The organism is Pseudoalteromonas sp. SG43-5 (assembly GCF_014164345.1).
Classification (GTDB): domain Bacteria; phylum Pseudomonadota; class Gammaproteobacteria; order Enterobacterales; family Alteromonadaceae; genus Pseudoalteromonas; species Pseudoalteromonas distincta.
Window position 1 is genome coordinate 25,652 of the sequence record NZ_JACJFA010000002.1, and the last position, 17,279, is coordinate 42,930.

Here is a 17,279-nt window from a genome sequence, read left to right on the forward strand (position 1 = left end):
TGACCAGAACGCTATAATAGCGGGTCAATTTTTAGCATTCTTGTTGTGTAAGCATTTTTTATTACACATAAACAGCATTTAGGATTTATCAGTGGCAAAACAAATTCAGGCAGTTCGCGGTATGAACGATTGTCTGCCGGGCGATACACAAGTTTGGCAGAAAGTAGAAAGCATTTTACGCGAGACAGTAGCATCGTTCGGTTATCAAGAAATTCGTTTTCCTATTGTAGAATCAACCGACTTATTTAAACGCTCTATTGGTGAAGTTACCGATATAGTAGAAAAAGAAATGTACACCTTTGCCGATCGCAATGGCGACTTATTAACACTTCGCCCAGAAGGCACCGCAGTATGCGTACGTGCTGGCAACCAAAATGGCTTACTATATAACCAAGAACAACGCCTTTGGTACATGGGTCCAATGTTTCGTCACGAACGTCCGCAAAAAGGTCGTTACCGTCAGTTTCACCAATTTGGTTTAGAAACATTTGGTATTGCCACAGCCGACATAGACGCAGAAGTTATTTTATTAACAGCGCAACTATGGGAAGCCTTTGGTATTACTGACCACGTTCGTTTAGAGCTAAATTCTTTAGGCTCTAACGAAGCGCGTGCAGATTACCGTGATGCGTTAGTAGCCTACCTTGAGCAACATATTGACGTGCTTGATGAAGACTCAAAACGTCGTATGTATTCAAACCCATTACGCGTACTTGATAGCAAAAACCCAGACGTACAAGCAATTTTAACTGATGCGCCTAAATTGTCTGAAAACTTAGACGCTGAATCAAAAGAACATTTTGAAAATTTATGTGAACGTTTAGACGCTGCTGGCGTCTCATATACGGTTAATGAAAAGTTAGTACGTGGTTTAGACTACTACAACCGTACCGTATTTGAATGGGTAACCGACAGCTTAGGCGCACAAGGCACAGTATGTGCTGGTGGTCGTTACGACGGCTTAGTTGAACAGCTTGGCGGCAAAGCAACGCCAGCAGTTGGTTTTGCAATGGGTCTAGAGCGATTAGTGTTATTACTACAAGCGCTTGAGTGTGTAGGTGACATTCGTCGTAATGCTGATGTATATTTAGCAGCAATGGGCGACAAAGCAAGCATTCAAGCTCCTGCAATTGCAGCGCAACTACGTAAAGACGTACCAGGTTTACGCGTTATGGTGCATGCGGGCGGCGGCAACTTTAAAAAACAATTAAAACGTGCTGATAAAAGCGATGCACTTGTTGCAGTGATTATTGGTGAAGATGAATTAGAAAAAGGCGTTGTGACCATCAAGTATTTACGCGAGCGTAAAGAACAAGTCACATTAGAATTAGAACAAGCTAAAGCGCTATTAGCTGAGCTTATTAACGGCTAAGCGAACATTAGAGGTAAGAATGGATATTTATTCAACAGAAGAACAACAAGCAGAAGCCATTAAACGCTTTTTCCGTGAAAACGGCATTTCACTTGCACTAGGCATACTTGTTGGCCTTGGTGGCTTATATGGCTGGAAAGCATATAACCAAAACCAAATTACTACCGCTGAAAAAGCATCAGATTCATATACAGCGCTTGTTGAAAGTGATGATGTATTATCTTCAGCTGATGCGTTTATTAGCGAAAATAAAGATACAAACTACGCAACACTTGCTGCATTTGTTGCTGCAAAAGACGCTGTAGAAGCAAAAAAATTAGACGTAGCAAGCGAAAAGCTAAGCTGGATAGTGTCTAATACTGAAAATACAGAATTAAAAGCAATTGCGATTACACGTTTAGCGCGAATTCAAATTGCACAAACTAAATATGACGATGCATTAACTACATTAAATGCACCATTACCTGAAGCATTCAATGCAAACGTTGCCGAGCTTAAAGGCGACATTTACACACAGCAAGGTAACAAAGATCAAGCACGTACTGCATACCAAGCAGCAATAGATGCGGGTGGATTAACAAGTAACCCACTATTACAAATTAAGTTAGATGACCTAGCAGTAACTAGCCCAGCGGCATAAGGTTTTAGGCATGAAAAAATTTACAACAGCAGCCCTTGCCCTATGTATGGCAACACTGATGGGTTGTTCATCAAGTGATGATGAAGATGAACTAGTACTTCCTGAAATTGTAAACCAATTTGAAACTGACGTTGTTTGGCAAGAATCTGTCGGTGATGGCGTAGAGCATTACTTTTCTCGTTTAACACCAGCTGTTTACAAAGATACTGTATATGTTGCTAGCCGCGAAGGCCAAGTAGAAGCGCTTTCGCTTACTAACGGCGATACCAAGTGGGAAACCGATGTACGCCAAGATTTATCGTTTTGGCCATGGGCTGACAACGGTAATGCAAAATTATCAGGTGGTATTTTGCAAGCCTATGGTAAAATTTATATAGGTTCTGAACACGGCTTTATTATTGCTCTTGATCGCGAAACCGGTGAAGAAGTTTGGCGTAAAAATGTACCAGGCGAATCACTGTCTAAACCGACAGCAGGCGATGGCTTAATATTTGTAAATTTAGGCTCTGGTAAATTGTTAGCCCTTCACCCAGATACGGGCGAAGAGCGTTGGAGTTTTGAACAAGAAGTTCCACCACTAACATTACGCGGACAAAGCTCGCCAACTGTTGCTAACGGTGGTGTATTAGTAGGCCTTGAAACAGGCAAGCTAAGCGTTTTAATTTCAGACAGCGGTTACTCAGCATGGAGCGCAGAAATTGCGGTTGCTAAAGGCGCATCAGAATTTGAACGCCTAGTTGACGTAGACACTCAACCGCTTATTAGCGGTCCATACGCTTATGCTATAGCTTACAACGGCAACTTAGCTGCTGTAGATATTCGCTCTGGCAACGTAGTGTGGAAACGTGAGTACAGCAGCTACCGCGAAATTGCGATGGATGCACAAACAATTTATTTAGTAGATAGCGATGGTGTTATTTACGCATTAGATAAAAATTCAGGTATTGAACGTTGGAGCCAACCCGCACTACGTGGTTGGTACCTAACAGGCCCTGCAGTTGCAGGTAGCCACTTAGCTTTAGGCGACCAAGAAGGTAACCTACATTGGCTAAATAAAGAAACTGGCGAGCTAGTATCTCGAGAAGACTTTGACAGCTCAGGCTTTTTTGTTGAGCCAGTTGTTGCCGACGATAAGCTAATTTTATACACCCGTGATGGTGAAGTTAGTATGGTAAAAATACCAAACTAACTGACTGCTATTAGTATAACCTGCTAATAGTTAATTGTTTTTTGTAAGGCTTCGCACTGCGAAGCCTTTTGTTGTTTTTTAAAGAGGTAGTTTATGCTTCCCGTGATCGCTCTAGTTGGGCGACCCAATGTGGGCAAGTCCACATTATTTAACCGTTTAACACGTACTCGTGATGCACTCGTAGCCGATTTTCCAGGTTTAACACGAGATAGAAAATATGGCCAAGCTAGTTACGATGGCTATGAATTTATCGTGGTAGACACGGGCGGTATTGATGGCTCAGAAGAAGGCATCGAAATCGAAATGGCAGATCAATCTCTGCTAGCCATTGAAGAAGCCGACATTGTTCTGTTTTTAGTAGATGCTCGTGTAGGTATGACCGTAGCTGACCAAGCCATTGCTAATCACTTGCGTAAACAAGAGAAAAAGTGCTTTGTTGTTGCCAATAAAACCGATGGCATTGATGCAGATTCAAACTGTGCTGAATTTTACCAATTATCATTAGGTGAAATACACCACATTGCAGCTGCACATGGCCGTGGTATTACCCTATTACTTGAACAAACACTTCAGCCGCTTATTGCTGAACTAGCTGCTCAAGATGAAGAAGTAACAGGTGATGACGAAGAACTAATCGACCTTTACGAAGAAGGCGAAGGTGATGATACCGATCATCAAGCGTTTGCAGATAAACCTGTTAAGCTTGCTATTATTGGTCGCCCTAACGTTGGTAAGTCAACACTTACAAACCGTATATTGGGTGAAGATCGTGTAATTGTATATGATATGCCAGGTACAACGCGCGATTCTATTTATATTCCAATGACGCGTAACGACAAAGAGTATGTGTTAATTGACACAGCCGGTGTTCGTAAGCGTAAAAAAGTAAGTGACGTAGTTGAAAAGTTCTCAGTAATTAAAACACTACAAGCAATCGAAGATTGTAACGTGGTTTTACTTGTTGTGGATGCGCGCGATGGTATTTCTGATCAAGACTTAAGCTTATTAGGTTTTGCGCTTAACTCAGGTCGTTCGCTGGTTATTGCCGTTAATAAATGGGATGGCCTTGACGACTACGTAAAAGATCGTATTAAAACAGAGCTTGATCGCCGTTTAGGCTTTATTGACTTTGCACGCTTACACTTTATATCTGCACTTCATGGTACAGGTGTTGGCCACTTATTTGAATCGGTTGATGAAGCGTACGAGTCAGCAACTAAGCGTATTAGCACTGCAATGCTTCGCCGTATTATGGACATGGCACAGGCCGATCACCAGCCGCCTCTTGTTCGTGGTCGTCGTGTTAAGCTCAAATATGCGCATGCCGGTGGTTATAACCCGCCACGTATCGTAATTCATGGTAACCAAGTTCACGATTTACCAGATAGCTACAAACGCTACCTTATGAACTACTACCGTAAAGCACTTAAAATTATGGGCACCCCAATCAAAATTGAATTTAGAGAAGGTGATAACCCATTTGCAGGGCGTACTAACAAAGTAACGCTTTCGCAAAAACGAAAAATACGTGCTTTTGCAAAAGAAAACCGTAATAAATAAATTCGTTAGAGTTAATTTACTACAAAAAACGGCGTACTATTTAGTACGCCGTTTTTGTTTTAATAGGTTATTAAGAGTTACAAACCAAGTAAAGCTAAGCGCACCAAGTTCTCAACCGTGGTTTCATGCGCACTTTTATTATTATTAGTTGGCATAAACCTAGACGCAGGCGATTTAATAGTTATAAACCCATGATTGGTTGCCATTTCGTGAGCTAACAGCTTTCGCTCTCGGGGAGTTAAATGGTTTTCGTGTATTTTTGCCAGCTCGCCACTATCAAGCCATATGCCAGCACAACCTGGGCATTCATCTATCTCAACCACTTTGAGCGGCGAAAAATACCGGCGCATCATCACAATACTAGGGCATTTAGGGCAATTTACTCGCGATGAGACTTCGGCCTCACCTTCGGTATAATTACTCAAATACTTAAGTAAAACCTGACCATGCTTTAACTCCGGCGAGCTAAACTTAAAAATTTGGCTGTTATCAAAAAATACGCCGCCTTGCGCTGACGTAAAAACAGTAATGCCGCCAACAAGTAAAGGTTCAAGAGAGGTATTTGTACGTGGGCATAACATTCTAAAAATCCTTTTTATTTTAATACTTAACTTACACTACTTTACTCAAGTGCTTTATGAATAAGCCCAACAAGCGGGCCGGGCAATGTAATATTGCCTGCAAGTACAAACTCATGCGCTTCATCTGACATTTTTTGCCATGTACGGCGAATAATCCCAATCCATTTTTCTTCATTGTAATCTGGTTTTGCATTGGCAAACCCAAGCATATAATGTTCAATAAATACAAGGCTTGCTACATCTTCTACTAATTGGCTGTCTGGGTTACGTTTAATATTTTTTTTAGCGACCGCATCGTACACTCGGTTTTGCTCAGCTTCACCGTAACCAGCTTGCTTCATGAGCGCAACCACGCTGCTAGCGTGAAATATATAAAGTGCACTGCGCCACTGATGATAGCCCTGTTTGTTCATTTCAAAATCACTACGTGGCGACTTCCAACGCTGAATATGCTGTGCACGCACTGCAATTTGCATGAGTTCATCGGCATCTGGTTTAAAACGAGTTAACATTTCGCTCATGCGCAAGGCGTATAAACTTTCTTTTGGAAAGCTTTGTCCATTGTGCTGCTCAGTATTTGGGTCTTGGTTGTTTGCTTCATCAATTAAGGTAATTACTTTATTAAACATGACGGTCATTTTTTATAATAAGTTTTAGTCATTCTAAACGCTGATAAAACAATAAACTAGTACGCCAATCAGTTACGCAGTGAAATTTGTTCAATCAAAAAGTAAAACCAAAAGGTACTAGTTATAAAAGTAAGCGCATTGATTAAGTTAACTTGGTACTATATTGAGCACAAATTAAAATAAAAAAGCGCGATAAATAATAACAAACTCGCCAATAACGGATGACTATGTTTAAAAAAAGTATTCTAGCTATATGCTTAGCGGTTGTATCCCTACCAAGCTTAGCCGACAGTAACACTGAATTAAAAACCATTATTGATAACCACTGGCAAAACGCCAAAGCTGAAAAAATATTTTTTCGTACCGACCCAGACGGCTGGAAGCCAAACGGTACATTGCCAAATTGGAGCGAGCAAGCCATTGCAAAGCGCCAAGCTTATAACAACAGCGTGCTAAAAAGCTTAGCCAGTATTGACCCAAAAACGCTCAACAACGAGCAGCTAATGAACTACCGCTTATTTAAATATGAGCGAAAAACCGAGCAGCAAAGCTACCTTTATCAAGATAAGTATTTTCCGGTTAATTTTTTAAGTGGCTGGCATACTTATTTTGCCGAAGCACCGACTAACATGGCATTTTTAACACCCGACGATTACAACGCATTTTTAATCAGCCTTGCCGACTACCCTCGATTTAATCAGCAAAATATTGATTTAATGAAAGAAGGTATAAAAACAGGCTTTACTCATTACTGCAAAACCTTTGAAAATTACAGCCAAAGCATTAGCGCGCATATTGTTAAGCAACCTGAAAACAGTGCCCTTTACGAGCCCTTTACACGTATACCAAACACGTTTACAGCAGAGCAAAAAGCCACATACCAAAATAAAGCAAAGGCCTTAATCAGCTCAAAAGTAGTCCCTGCTTATCAGCACTTTTACGACTTTTTTGAAAACGATTACATGCCTAACTGTAGAACAGAGCCGGGTATTTCAAGCGTTAAAGGCGGGCTTGAGTATTACAAATATGCAGTTAATTACTACACCACAACCAATGCCACACCAAAGCAAATACACGAGCTTGGCTTAAAAGAAGTGGCACGTATAAAAACACAAATGCAAAACATCATTGATAAAGTAGGCTTTGACGGCACGTATGCTGATTTTTTAGAATTTTTAGCAGCCGACGAGCAATTTTACGCAACAGATGCGCAAGACTTGCTTGAAAAAACAGCCTTTATTACGCAAAAAATGTATGGCAAGTTACCAACCTATTTTAATCATTTACCGCGTAATACCTTTACTATTAAAGGCTCAGCGAGTCGCGGCGCGTTTTATATGCCACCTGCTGATAACCGTTCCCCCGGCACTTATTTTTTAGCCTCAACACCTAAACTACAGCCTTTATATAATTTAGAAGCACTTAGCTTACATGAGGCAATACCAGGGCATCATTTACAAAACGCTATTGCTATGGAGTTAGACGTACCCGAATTTAGACGCACACTTAGCCACTCTGCATTTGGCGAAGGTTGGGCACTATACACAGAGCGCTTAGGTAAAGAAGCCGGCTTTTATCAAAGCCCGTACAGCGACTTTGGTCGTTTAGGCTACGAAATGTGGCGTGCAGTAAGACTTGTTGTTGATACCGGTATTCATGCCTTTGGTTGGAGCCGCCAAAAGGCTATTGACTACTTGGCAGATCACACTGCTTTGCCACAAAGCGCGGTGGAGGATCAAATAGATCGTTATATATCATGGCCAGGCCAAGCGCTTTCGTACAAAATGGGCGAAATAAAAATACGCGAACTGCGTGCAAAAGCCGAAAAAGAGCTAGGTGCTAAGTTTGATATTCGCAGCTTTCACGACACCGTAATCGGCCAAGGATCACTCCCTATGGAAGTGCTAGAAGACGTAATAAACGATTGGATTGCAGAGCAAAAATCAGCGAGTTAAAACAATGCTCTTACAAACTAAGGGGCGGTAAACTTATCGCCCCTTTTTAAAACCTTATTAAACACCTCAAAACTAATCCCTACCCGCTTTTGCTTCGTAAAGCTCTAGAGTTTAAAAACCTGAGCAAACCTATGAGCAAACGTATTTTATATTGGCTACAAAACGATTTACGAATAGACGACAACCCTATTTTAAGCGAACTTGCTACTGAGCAATGCGCGCTTGATATTGTATTTGTTATAAACCCGCACTGGTTTAAAAATAATAACTATCAACAAAAGCCATATGGCGTGCACAAACAGCAGTTTTTAATGCAATGCTTGTACGAACTACAACAAGCACTTATTGAGCGCGGGCAAACCCTGCATGTGCTTGAAGGCGAACCTGTATCGCTTTTGAAAGCGCGTATTAATGAGCAAAATATAGATAAAGTTGTATACAGCGAGCAATTTGGCCTGTACGAGCAACGCCAAATAAACTTACTCAAAGCACATTGCCCTAATACTAAATTTACAGGGTCGCAGCAAGACACGCTCTTTAAGCAAAGTGACCTCCCCTTTGATTTAAGCGAATTACCCAAACACTTTACCCCTTTTCGTAAAAAGGTAGAGGCCGCCACTAGCCCCATTTCACTTTCAACATTACCAAACGGTTTGCTCCCTCAGCCAATAACCTTGTGCGCTAAAAAACCTTTAGAGCGTATAGCAAATAATGGTGTAATGCATGGCGGGTTTAAAAGTGCGCAAACACACTTAGAGCAATACTTTTCAGGTTTACTACCAAGTACTTATAAAATAACTCGAAACGAGCTTGATGGCTTTAATAACACCACAAAATTTAGTACCTGGCTTGCTTTTGGTTGTGTAAGTGCACGGCAAGTTTATAAAGCAGTTGAGGCGTACGAACATAACCAAATAACAAACGAGTCTACCTACTGGATTAAATTTGAATTGCTATGGCGAGAATATTTTAAATGGCATGCACTTAAGGCAGGTAAAAGCCTGTTTAGCTTTAAAGGCCAAAAGCAAACAAAACCCCTTACTACATTTATGCCAAACCGCTTTGCTACGTGGTGTAATGGCTCAACACCCTACCCATTAGTCAATGCCATTATGAATGAGCTTAACGCTACGGGTTATATATCAAATAGAGCAAGGCAAATTGCAGCCAGCTGCTTAGTGAACGAGCTTGGCCTTGATTGGCGCTATGGCGCAGCATATTTTGAACAACAATTGATTGATTACGATGTAGCCGCTAATTGGGGTAATTGGCAATATATAGCAGGTGTAGGCGTAGATCCGCGTGGTGGTAGGCACTTTAATATTGAAAAACAAACGTTACAGTTTGACCCGCACACTGTTTACACCAATAAATGGCAAGGCAATGAAAATACCAGCACGCAGCTGGATACCTTAAACGAAGTTGATTGGCCAATTTAAGCCGCCAATCAACTTTTACAAAGTAACGTTTAAAACAGCTCAGCAATACCCACATTAATAGCGTAACCACCCAAGGTTAAAAACAAAAATAAACAGCCTGCTAATAACAGCGGTTTTATACCCGCTTGGCGAATAGCGCCAACATGTGTGCGTAAACCTAAAGCCACCATCGCAATGGTGAGTAATATATTATCAAACCAAACAACTGCGCTTGTAGCGACTTGAGGAATAACTGATAGCGAATGTACACCACTTGCCACAATAAATAACACCGCAAACCAAGGGATTGTAATACCCGCTTTTTGCTCGCCGCCATGCACGTTATTGTTTGTTTTAGCATGCTTTTTACTTTGCCAAAACGATAAGCCCACTAAAAATGGCGCAAGCATCATCACCCTTAGCATTTTTTCTATAACGGCGGTATCTGCAGCATTAGCGCTTACAGCTGTACCCGCTGCAACCACTTGCGCTACTTCATGAATGGTTGAGCCTACAAAAATACCGTAAGCGTGTTCACTCAATCCCATGTAATCAAACATGATTGGGTAGGCGAACATGCTTAACGTGCCAAACACCACCACCGTTGCCACCGCTACCGATACTTTATGCGCCTGCGCTTTTATAACTGGCTCAGTTGCCATAACCGCAGCGGCACCACAAATAGAACTACCCGCGCCAATTAATATGGTTGTTTGTTCATCAAGCTTAAATACGCGCTTACCTAGCTGCACTGCCAAAATAAATGTGCCTAACAGCATTACAACATCGGTTAATAAGCCTTCCCAGCCTACGCCCGCTACTTGCGCAAAGGTAATTCTAAACCCAAACAACACAACCCCCGCTTTAAGCAATATACTTTTAGCGTAATCAACACCTATATCGGTTTGCGTAGCAATACGCGAAAACACACTGTTACCCACAATAATGCCAAGCACTATACCAATAGTTAAAGAGCTAAATTGCGCACTTTGCATTATGGGTAACTTACTTAATGCAACAGATGCCCCCGCCAAAACCACCACCAGCAGCATACCTAACCACCAGCGCGTATCGCCATATTGCTTAGTATTAATACCCAAATTTTTAATAGCGCTAAGCATAATATTCCCTCAATTGAACAACGTTAAACTGTTGACTTCATTTTAAGAAAGCGCAAAATATAACTCCAATACATTAAAATCATGATTCGATAACTTAAAGTTATCGAATTTGAGAGGCACAATGAACTTGCATGCACTTCGGGTGTTTTATACGGTAGCAAAGCTTGGTAGTTTTTCAGGCGCAGCCGAGGCGCTTTTTATAAGCCAACCGGCTGTATCTAAAGCGCTAAAAGAGCTTGAGCATCAATTAAATATTCAACTTATAGAGCGTGCATCTAAAGGCAAAAAACTTACCTTAAGCGAGGGCGGCCAAGCCTTGTATGATCATGCACGTAGCATTTTTGCCATTGAAAAAGCCGCCATTGAAGATATTAAATCGCGCACAGGGCTTAAGCGCGGTACATTAGTTATAGGCACCAGCACCACCATTGCCAGTTATTGGCTACCGCCTTATTTAGCCAAATTTTGCGCCCAATACCCACATATAAAAGTAGAAGTACAAGTGGCTAATACCGCGCAAATTGAGCACGCATTACTAGAGTGCACTATCGATTTAGCACTGGTTGAAGGCACACCTACCGAGCCGCATATAATAAGTAAGCACTGGCAAAACGATTTAATGAGTGTCGTTATACCCAGTAACTTTAAGCCCGCTAAAAACTTAAAAGCCTGGTTAAACAAACAGTTTTGGTTATTACGTGAGCCAGGCTCTGGCACTTTAGAAATGTCGGTAAAGCTATTAGCACAACATGACGTACAAGCAGAGCAAAGTATGCAATTAGGCAGCAACGAAGCCATAGCAAGGGCCGTCGCTCAAGGTATGGGGGTCGCTTTATTGCCAAATATAGTCACTGAAGATTTAGTGCAGTTAGGCAAATTAACACGCCTGAGCCAAAAAAATAACGAGCAACTCTCTCGGCCTCTTTATCAACTGCATTATAAAGACAGGCCGTCTTCGCATGCTGCGCAAGCATTCGAAAAAAGCCTGTTTAGTGAATAACGTTTATATGAGTAAGTATATACGCAATATATAAATCGCATTTGTGCTCCAATAAGGAGCAGCGCTACTACACGTTTTGTTAGTTGCCTATTCTTCTTCAATAATATAAAGATATTCAATATTTATATTTTTAATGTCTTCATACTTGAGAATAAGCCTATCTCCTTTAATCTCGTAAAAACGCGTAGTTGGGGAAGCTGTAGATGAAGATTTGTCTGACTCTATAGGTCTTCTCATGGCATCGGATAAAACAACACGATCTAGCTGTCCACTAGAATCAAGATAAAAGTCTTCAAGTACACCATAATATAAGAAGGAAACATTTTTAGACTCTACTAAACAAGATAACTTGATTAACTCTGCGTCCTGAGTTTCAGATAATTTTCCAGTAAGCTCATAGTACCATGGCGTATCGAAGGCATATCTGGAAGATTTATATGGATTAAAGTGAAAAATTAGCTTTTGAAATATTTTTCCCAAAATATATGCAAGTAAAAATGAACTAGAAAAATATAAAATGATTTTAGGGATACTAGCACTTACAATTTCTAAATCAGATTCCGACACAGATTTAGAACCAGTTAGTAATTTTAGACAAATTTCATAGTTAATTTCGTTGCCTAATAAAGGTACTAAAATATAAATTAAGAAAGTATGTAAAATTAAGGCATAAAAAAAAGCCAAGGATGAAGATACATCAAATGGCTTTTTTTCTATGCTAGTATTTTCTACTTTTTCATAAGAATTTTGGAATATAAAACCTGGAATTATTAGTACTAAAATAAAAAAAGCAGGAAAAGCTATATTCATGCAACCGCTTTCTCTTTAGGAGAAGTAGAAACACGGTATTTCTTGCCATTTGACAAAGTAATAACTTCACTATCTTTTGAGCTACTAGAAATAAAAGCCCTTAATTGCTCACTTCCTAAAGGATCGCCTTTAATTTTCTTAGCTAAACTACCTAACAAAGCTTTCATAACGCCCCCAAAATAATATTTTATAATTCTATTTTACTTTAAATATTACCAATACGCTACATATCATGCCATGAGGCATCTGATGTAGCGCACTACAACGGCAGTGAGCAAATTTCCAAGCGGCGCCTGATATATTTCACTTCACTTATGTTCGCGAGATCACACCCATCATGGAAAAAACCAAACCTCGACTTCACACATTAAAGTATTCATGGGCTACTCATAGCAGCATACCTGCTAACTTATAAACCTATTTGCTAAATCGGTAAACCAAATACGAGCAAGCTGAACTTACAAACCCTGAGTTAAGTCTTGCGCTAACGTACCCGTTGGCTTTTCAATTACGCGTACCAACTCTTTGCCATTTTGTTTAACAATAAACGTTGGCGTGTATTGTAAGTCGTGAACCTGTGCAATGCCTGCATCGTCTTGCTTGTTGTAACCTACGGCCACATAGTCAATGCTTGCAAGTTGTACTTTCGATGCATCAAGTAACTTAATGAGTTTTGGCACTTCGCGCTCACTGTCGTGGCACCACGTTCCAAATAATACAATTAGCTCTTTGCCTTCTAGCTTTTGCATTAGCGCTATATCTTGTGCTGTTGGTGTATACGCTTTGTATTGCTCGTTAAACTTGTCGTAGTCGCTTAGCAGTGCTTGCGTACTTATCTCGCCCGAAAATGGCGCTGTAGCAGCGCAGCTTACAAGCGGCATGCTTAAAGCGCACAGTAAAATTAATTGTTTAAACATAAGGTTGCTCTTAATTTAGGTATTAATTTAGGTATTAAACGACTATACCCAATATTGAGTGTGGAGTGAACAACTCAAAACCGTTACTTTTTATCCATAAAAAAGTTAACTTGCGATAAGTTAGTTAAATATTCTCGCCTTACGTCTTTATTCTCAGCTAGCTTGTCTAAATCACCAATTAGGGTAACTAACTTATTATGAGAATGGCTGCTTGTTTTTTTAAACTCGTCTTGCTTTTCGTCACTCTCAACACGCTCTTTTTTATTCATGTTGTAGCTGTTTTCGTTTTCTTCAAGCCAAATATCGTCAATTAAGCGAATGTCGCTTTTACTAACTGTTTGCTCTTGCATCGCCATTTGCAGCTCGTATTGATTGGTTTGCGGGTTAAACGCATACATTTTTGTATCAACATCAACCTCGTGAGACTGATCGAGCCCCACAAGTTCTTTATTTTTAACCGCAGTACCTACGTTATAACTCTCTTCTTTGTTGTAGTAATCAGGGCGACTGTATTGATAATCAAAATGGCTACTTACATTTTTACTTTGCGTTACACCGCTAAGATCCCCTAATTGGATTTGTTCAGTCGCTTGGCTTAGCTCAATGGTACTTTTAGGCTGATAGTCGCCGTTATCCAGCGCATAAGAAAATGTAGCATCAAAATCAGCGAGCTTAGAAATCCCCGCTCCTAATGTATTCGGCGCTTTATTACCTAGCCCTTGGTAACGGCTATCGTTTGCGACCATGTTATCAACTAAATCGGCTACCATAGCGCGCCCGTCATTAAATTGCTGATCTGCAAGCGACTCCAAATTGCTATAACGCTCAGCCGCCGACGACATACTCGCAAAAGCGCCTTTAAATAATGCAAAGCCCTGCAGCATTGCTTCCTCGCCTTTTCGCCCAAATGCCGACTCTTTATCGTCTTTGGTACTGTTTACTCGGCTATCTTCTAAGCTTTGATCGAGCGACGCTAAATACTGCTGCATTTGCTGCGTGTCTTTAGCGCCAATGGTTGACATACCGAGTGCAAAATCAATGTCGTTTTGCCCACCTGCGGCTTTAAACACAAGTGCTTGCTGGTTTGATGCTTCATCAATGGAGTAACTTAAATCAAGCGTGTTTTCTCCTGTATCAAGCACATCATTTTGAGTTGTTGAAAACGACACATTAAAACCGGCTAACTGTTCACTATTAAAGTCCGCTAAAAAATCTAAGCTCATGTCTGTTTGATTTGGCACTATAAGAGGGTTGAATGAATTTTCACTCACTTTAAAAAACTCATCGGCCATTTCGCCAACACCCGCCATAACCTGCGTTAAAGCGCCATGTTCAGCCTCAGATAAATTACCATTAACTTCGTAACTTATGCCAAAGCCATCTATCGCTTCACCGGTTTCTTCGTCATAACCTTGCGATGAGTTAAAGGTAATGTTTATAACATCACCCTCTTTAGTTTTTACCGAGAGCTCAAACAGGTAGTTATCGTCATCCTCGTATTTTGCGCGATTAAGGCTTTCCATGTATGGATTAAGTGAGCGCTCAACACGTTGCTGGCTTGAGGCTAAAAACGTTTTTTGCTCATGCCCAAGCTGACCTAAACTCGATAAAATATCGCTGGTATTAGCATAAGCACCCTGAATATTTTTAACCGACGTATTTAATCGCTCAATTAATTGGGTGCTGTTTTCGTTTTTTAATAACCCCTCATGCTGAGAGCTTATTACGGTGCGCAGGGCGAGTTCTTCATCGGAGAGTTTATAGTTAAGCGTGCTCGGCGTGCTTGAAATAGTAAATAACGAGGTAAGTTGCTGCTTTAACACGTCCTCTACCTTTTGATTACTGGCTAGTGCTTCATCAAGAGTTTCATTATTTAACTGGCTTAATAACCCATCGGTTATTTTTGACTCGTTAGTTTGTAAATCATTAATAGCTTGAAGGTCGCTGCTGGTGTGTAGCGAAGGACTCACAGAGCTTTGGTTAGCGTTATTAACTGATTGGGCAAGTAAAGTGCTTAAATTAGCCTGGCTGCCAAATACATTATTAACCATGATTATCCTTAATCGCTAAGCCCTATTAAGTAATTTATCGAACACACCATTAAAAGCTTTAGCTTAAGGAGACGTTTTTTACCTATTATTTATACTAACAACCCATTAATAAATTAAATAAGCATAAATCTAAATCGAATAAGCGTAGGTCGGATAAGCGCAGCGCCATCCGACAATTCACCACTTTATTTATCTACTACCCACCTGACTCTTAAGCGCTATTCTGTTCGCTCATTACTCTTCATTTGTTTCTTTTATTCTTTGTACTAAAAAGTCGACCGCCGCTTTTACCTTTGGTACTAAATAGCGCTGCTTTTGATACAACAAATAAACCGCCATAGTCGCATTTTGGCTTATCGCTAATTCATGCTCAAACTTGAGCTCTTGCAACTGGCCAGACTCAAGGTATGAGTCGAGCGCCCACCGAGTTGACATTAAAATGCCCTCGCCATTACACGCTTTTTTAGCCAGCCACGATCCGTTATTTGAAATAGCGACCGCAGGCCCAGAAACGTCGTGCCATTGCTCATCCACTTTACATAACCAAGGCGTTGGCCCCGCTGGCGTTTTAAAATAAAGACCACTGTGGCCCTTTAATTCCATAACATTAGTAGGTACACCGTATTTTTGTAAATAGCAGGGTGACGCAACAGGAATAAAGCCGTTATCCATTAGCTTTATTGCTAGCACGCGTTCATTTGGCGCATAGCCACCGCGAATAGCAATATCAACATCGTCACGCCCAAGTGTCGACAGCTCATCACTTAAGCTAACATCTAATATAATTTCGGGGTATAGCGCGCTAAATTCATCAAGCAGAGGCAGTAGTATTTTGTCACCAAAACTCACCATTGAGCTTATACATAATCGCCCCATTGGTGTTGTTTGATAACTGCGCACAGTTTCATGGCTTTGCTCTAGCTGATTTAATATTTGCTGAACATCGTTATAGTAAATTTGCCCAACTTCGGTCAATTTAACTATGCGGGTCGAACGCTTTAAAAGCGTAGCCCCCAGGCTTTTTTCTAAATCAGCAACTCGCCTCGACAACGACGAAGGCGGCACATCAAAAGCTTTTGCGGCTTTAGTAAAACTGCCCGTTTCAACCACTTTGATAAAATACCGTATGGCTTTTAGTTGATCCAAGTTGCCTCTCCATTAAATAAAATGCTTTATTGTCTTAAAGACAAAAGTGATTCGCATTTTCCCCTATATATAAGCAAATTAAAACAAGTAATAATGTACTCAACCTAAAGACAGGGACTTAAATTGCATTTTTTGGCAATGAGTATCTTCACGTTAATAATGGAAAGCTGACTTATGATTACTTTGCACGGTTTTGCTGCTAGCAACTATTACAACCTAGTTAAACATGTACTTTTACACAAACAACTGCCATTTAAAGAACACCTTGTTTACGGCGGTAGCGAAGAGTTATTAGCAATCAGCCCTGCAGGCAAAGTGCCTGCAATCACAACAGCTAACGGCCTTAATATTTCTGAGTCGAGTGTTATTTGCGACTTTATAGAAGAGTCGTACCCACAAACCCCGCTATACCCTGAAGATGCAGGTGAGCGCGCAGTTGTACGTCAAATTATGAAAATGGCAGAGCTTTATTTTGAACTGCCAAGCAGACGGTTCATCCCTTATGTATTTTCAGGCGCTGAAGTAACCGACACAACTAAAGGCGAAGTACGCCAAGTATTAACGCGTGGCGTAACCGCTTTGAGTAGCGTGTGTAAGTTTTTACCGTGGATTGCAGGCGAGCAATTTACAATGGCAGACATTTACGTTTATTACGTAAACACCATTGTTAGCGCCTTTGGCTCAAGCCAGCTTGATTGGGATGTACTTGCACAAGTACCCGGCATGAAAGAGTGGAACGAATCAATGAGCCAATTAGCCATTACCCAAAGCATAGAGGCCGATCGGCAATCAAATATGGCTGAATTTATGCAAAAAGTGAAAGCGCAAATTCAAGCAGCCAACGCTAAATAACGCGTAGCTACAAAAGTATCTATTCTAATTTTTAATTA

16 protein-coding genes are annotated in these 17,279 nt (G+C 40.7%); 8 read left to right on the forward strand and 8 right to left on the reverse strand.

Annotated elements, in window-relative coordinates; genetic code table 11:
* The first annotated feature begins 91 nt into the window (after positions 1-91).
* The 4 genes from hisS (at position 92) to der (ending at position 4,761) form a co-directional block, all read left to right on the forward strand.
* Complete coding sequence (gene hisS / locus H5161_RS02460) at positions 92-1,372, forward strand: histidine--tRNA ligase (protein WP_008168943.1); 1,281 nt, start codon at positions 92-94, stop codon at positions 1,370-1,372.
* A gap of 19 nt (positions 1,373-1,391) precedes the next feature.
* Positions 1,392-2,012 (forward strand): tetratricopeptide repeat protein, encoded by a 621-nt coding sequence (locus H5161_RS02465; protein ID WP_182738768.1) that lies wholly within the window; start codon positions 1,392-1,394, stop codon positions 2,010-2,012.
* A gap of 10 nt (positions 2,013-2,022) precedes the next feature.
* Entirely contained in the window at positions 2,023-3,201 is a 1,179-nt protein-coding gene (gene bamB, locus H5161_RS02470; protein ID WP_002961301.1) for an outer membrane protein assembly factor BamB, read from the forward strand.
* A 93-nt stretch (positions 3,202-3,294) separates the two neighbouring features.
* Positions 3,295-4,761, forward strand: a complete 1,467-nt coding sequence (gene der / locus H5161_RS02475) for a ribosome biogenesis GTPase Der (RefSeq protein WP_024597862.1) — start codon at positions 3,295-3,297, stop codon at positions 4,759-4,761.
* A 77-nt stretch (positions 4,762-4,838) separates the two neighbouring features.
* On the opposite strand, the gene H5161_RS02480 is transcribed toward der, so the two are convergent.
* Both H5161_RS02480 and H5161_RS02485 read right to left on the reverse strand, forming a co-directional pair.
* Positions 4,839-5,342 (reverse strand): zf-TFIIB domain-containing protein, encoded by a 504-nt coding sequence (locus H5161_RS02480; protein WP_182768609.1) that lies wholly within the window; start codon positions 5,340-5,342, stop codon positions 4,839-4,841.
* Between the two features lie 41 nt (positions 5,343-5,383).
* Positions 5,384-5,971 carry a DUF4202 domain-containing protein gene (locus tag H5161_RS02485; RefSeq protein ID WP_024595261.1) on the reverse strand — a complete coding sequence of 196 codons (588 nt, stop codon included), beginning with the start codon at positions 5,969-5,971 and terminating at the stop codon, positions 5,384-5,386.
* A 227-nt stretch (positions 5,972-6,198) separates the two neighbouring features.
* Here H5161_RS02485 and H5161_RS02490 point away from each other — a divergent pair, with 227 nt between their 5' ends.
* Together H5161_RS02490 and H5161_RS02495 are read left to right on the forward strand one after the other, a co-directional pair.
* Positions 6,199-7,926, forward strand: a complete 1,728-nt coding sequence (locus H5161_RS02490) for a DUF885 family protein (RefSeq protein WP_182768610.1) — start codon at positions 6,199-6,201, stop codon at positions 7,924-7,926.
* 131 nt (positions 7,927-8,057) lie between these two features.
* Positions 8,058-9,365 carry a DASH family cryptochrome gene (locus tag H5161_RS02495; protein WP_182768611.1) on the forward strand — a complete coding sequence of 436 codons (1,308 nt, stop codon included), beginning with the start codon at positions 8,058-8,060 and terminating at the stop codon, positions 9,363-9,365.
* 29 nt (positions 9,366-9,394) lie between these two features.
* Here H5161_RS02495 and H5161_RS02500 read toward each other — a convergent pair whose 3' ends face one another.
* Positions 9,395-10,465, reverse strand: a complete 1,071-nt coding sequence (locus H5161_RS02500; protein ID WP_182768612.1) for a YeiH family protein — start codon at positions 10,463-10,465, stop codon at positions 9,395-9,397.
* Positions 10,466-10,586: 121 nt separating this feature from the next.
* Between H5161_RS02500 and H5161_RS02505 the strand changes: the two genes are divergently transcribed.
* Positions 10,587-11,465 carry a LysR family transcriptional regulator gene (locus H5161_RS02505; RefSeq protein ID WP_182768613.1) on the forward strand — a complete coding sequence of 293 codons (879 nt, stop codon included), beginning with the start codon at positions 10,587-10,589 and terminating at the stop codon, positions 11,463-11,465.
* Positions 11,466-11,552: 87 nt separating this feature from the next.
* Here the strand turns inward: H5161_RS02505 and H5161_RS02510 are convergent, their stop codons facing one another.
* From H5161_RS02510 to H5161_RS02530, 5 genes are all read right to left on the reverse strand, one after another.
* Complete coding sequence (locus H5161_RS02510) at positions 11,553-12,275, reverse strand: hypothetical protein (protein WP_182768614.1); 723 nt, start codon at positions 12,273-12,275, stop codon at positions 11,553-11,555.
* Positions 12,272-12,442 carry a hypothetical protein gene (locus H5161_RS02515; RefSeq protein ID WP_007377426.1) on the reverse strand — a complete coding sequence of 57 codons (171 nt, stop codon included), beginning with the start codon at positions 12,440-12,442 and terminating at the stop codon, positions 12,272-12,274. Before H5161_RS02515 ends, H5161_RS02510 begins: the two co-directional genes overlap by 4 nt.
* 291 nt (positions 12,443-12,733) lie before the next feature.
* Positions 12,734-13,192 carry a thioredoxin family protein gene (locus H5161_RS02520; RefSeq protein WP_182768615.1) on the reverse strand — a complete coding sequence of 153 codons (459 nt, stop codon included), beginning with the start codon at positions 13,190-13,192 and terminating at the stop codon, positions 12,734-12,736.
* An 83-nt stretch (positions 13,193-13,275) separates the two neighbouring features.
* A complete protein-coding gene (locus H5161_RS02525) occupies positions 13,276-15,243 on the reverse strand; it encodes a hypothetical protein (RefSeq protein ID WP_182768616.1) in 1,968 nt (655 codons plus the stop codon).
* A gap of 234 nt (positions 15,244-15,477) precedes the next feature.
* The gene (locus H5161_RS02530; protein ID WP_039488765.1) at positions 15,478-16,389 is read right to left on the reverse strand and encodes a LysR family transcriptional regulator; all 912 of its coding nucleotides are present in this window, start codon (positions 16,387-16,389) and stop codon (positions 15,478-15,480) included.
* Between the two features lie 174 nt (positions 16,390-16,563).
* Here H5161_RS02530 and H5161_RS02535 point away from each other — a divergent pair, with 174 nt between their 5' ends.
* Positions 16,564-17,241 (forward strand): glutathione S-transferase family protein, encoded by a 678-nt coding sequence (locus H5161_RS02535; protein ID WP_182768617.1) that lies wholly within the window; start codon positions 16,564-16,566, stop codon positions 17,239-17,241.
* Positions 17,242-17,279: the final 38 nt, after the last annotated feature.

Coding starts and splice junctions, on each gene's coding strand:
- H5161_RS02465 (WP_182738768.1), top strand. CDS start 1,392: ATGGATATTTATTCAACAGAAGAACAACAAGCAGAAGCCATTAAACGC.
- bamB (WP_002961301.1), top strand. CDS start 2,023: ATGAAAAAATTTACAACAGCAGCCCTTGCCCTATGTATGGCAACACTG.
- der (WP_024597862.1), top strand. CDS start 3,295: ATGCTTCCCGTGATCGCTCTAGTTGGGCGACCCAATGTGGGCAAGTCC.
- H5161_RS02480 (WP_182768609.1), bottom strand. CDS start 5,342: ATGTTATGCCCACGTACAAATACCTCTCTTGAACCTTTACTTGTTGGC.
- H5161_RS02485 (WP_024595261.1), bottom strand. CDS start 5,971: ATGTTTAATAAAGTAATTACCTTAATTGATGAAGCAAACAACCAAGAC.
- H5161_RS02490 (WP_182768610.1), top strand. CDS start 6,199: ATGTTTAAAAAAAGTATTCTAGCTATATGCTTAGCGGTTGTATCCCTA.
- H5161_RS02495 (WP_182768611.1), top strand. CDS start 8,058: ATGAGCAAACGTATTTTATATTGGCTACAAAACGATTTACGAATAGAC.
- H5161_RS02500 (WP_182768612.1), bottom strand. CDS start 10,465: ATGCTTAGCGCTATTAAAAATTTGGGTATTAATACTAAGCAATATGGC.
- H5161_RS02505 (WP_182768613.1), top strand. CDS start 10,587: ATGAACTTGCATGCACTTCGGGTGTTTTATACGGTAGCAAAGCTTGGT.
- H5161_RS02510 (WP_182768614.1), bottom strand. CDS start 12,275: ATGAATATAGCTTTTCCTGCTTTTTTTATTTTAGTACTAATAATTCCA.
- H5161_RS02515 (WP_007377426.1), bottom strand. CDS start 12,442: ATGAAAGCTTTGTTAGGTAGTTTAGCTAAGAAAATTAAAGGCGATCCT.
- H5161_RS02520 (WP_182768615.1), bottom strand. CDS start 13,192: ATGTTTAAACAATTAATTTTACTGTGCGCTTTAAGCATGCCGCTTGTA.
- H5161_RS02525 (WP_182768616.1), bottom strand. CDS start 15,243: ATGGTTAATAATGTATTTGGCAGCCAGGCTAATTTAAGCACTTTACTT.
- H5161_RS02535 (WP_182768617.1), top strand. CDS start 16,564: ATGATTACTTTGCACGGTTTTGCTGCTAGCAACTATTACAACCTAGTT.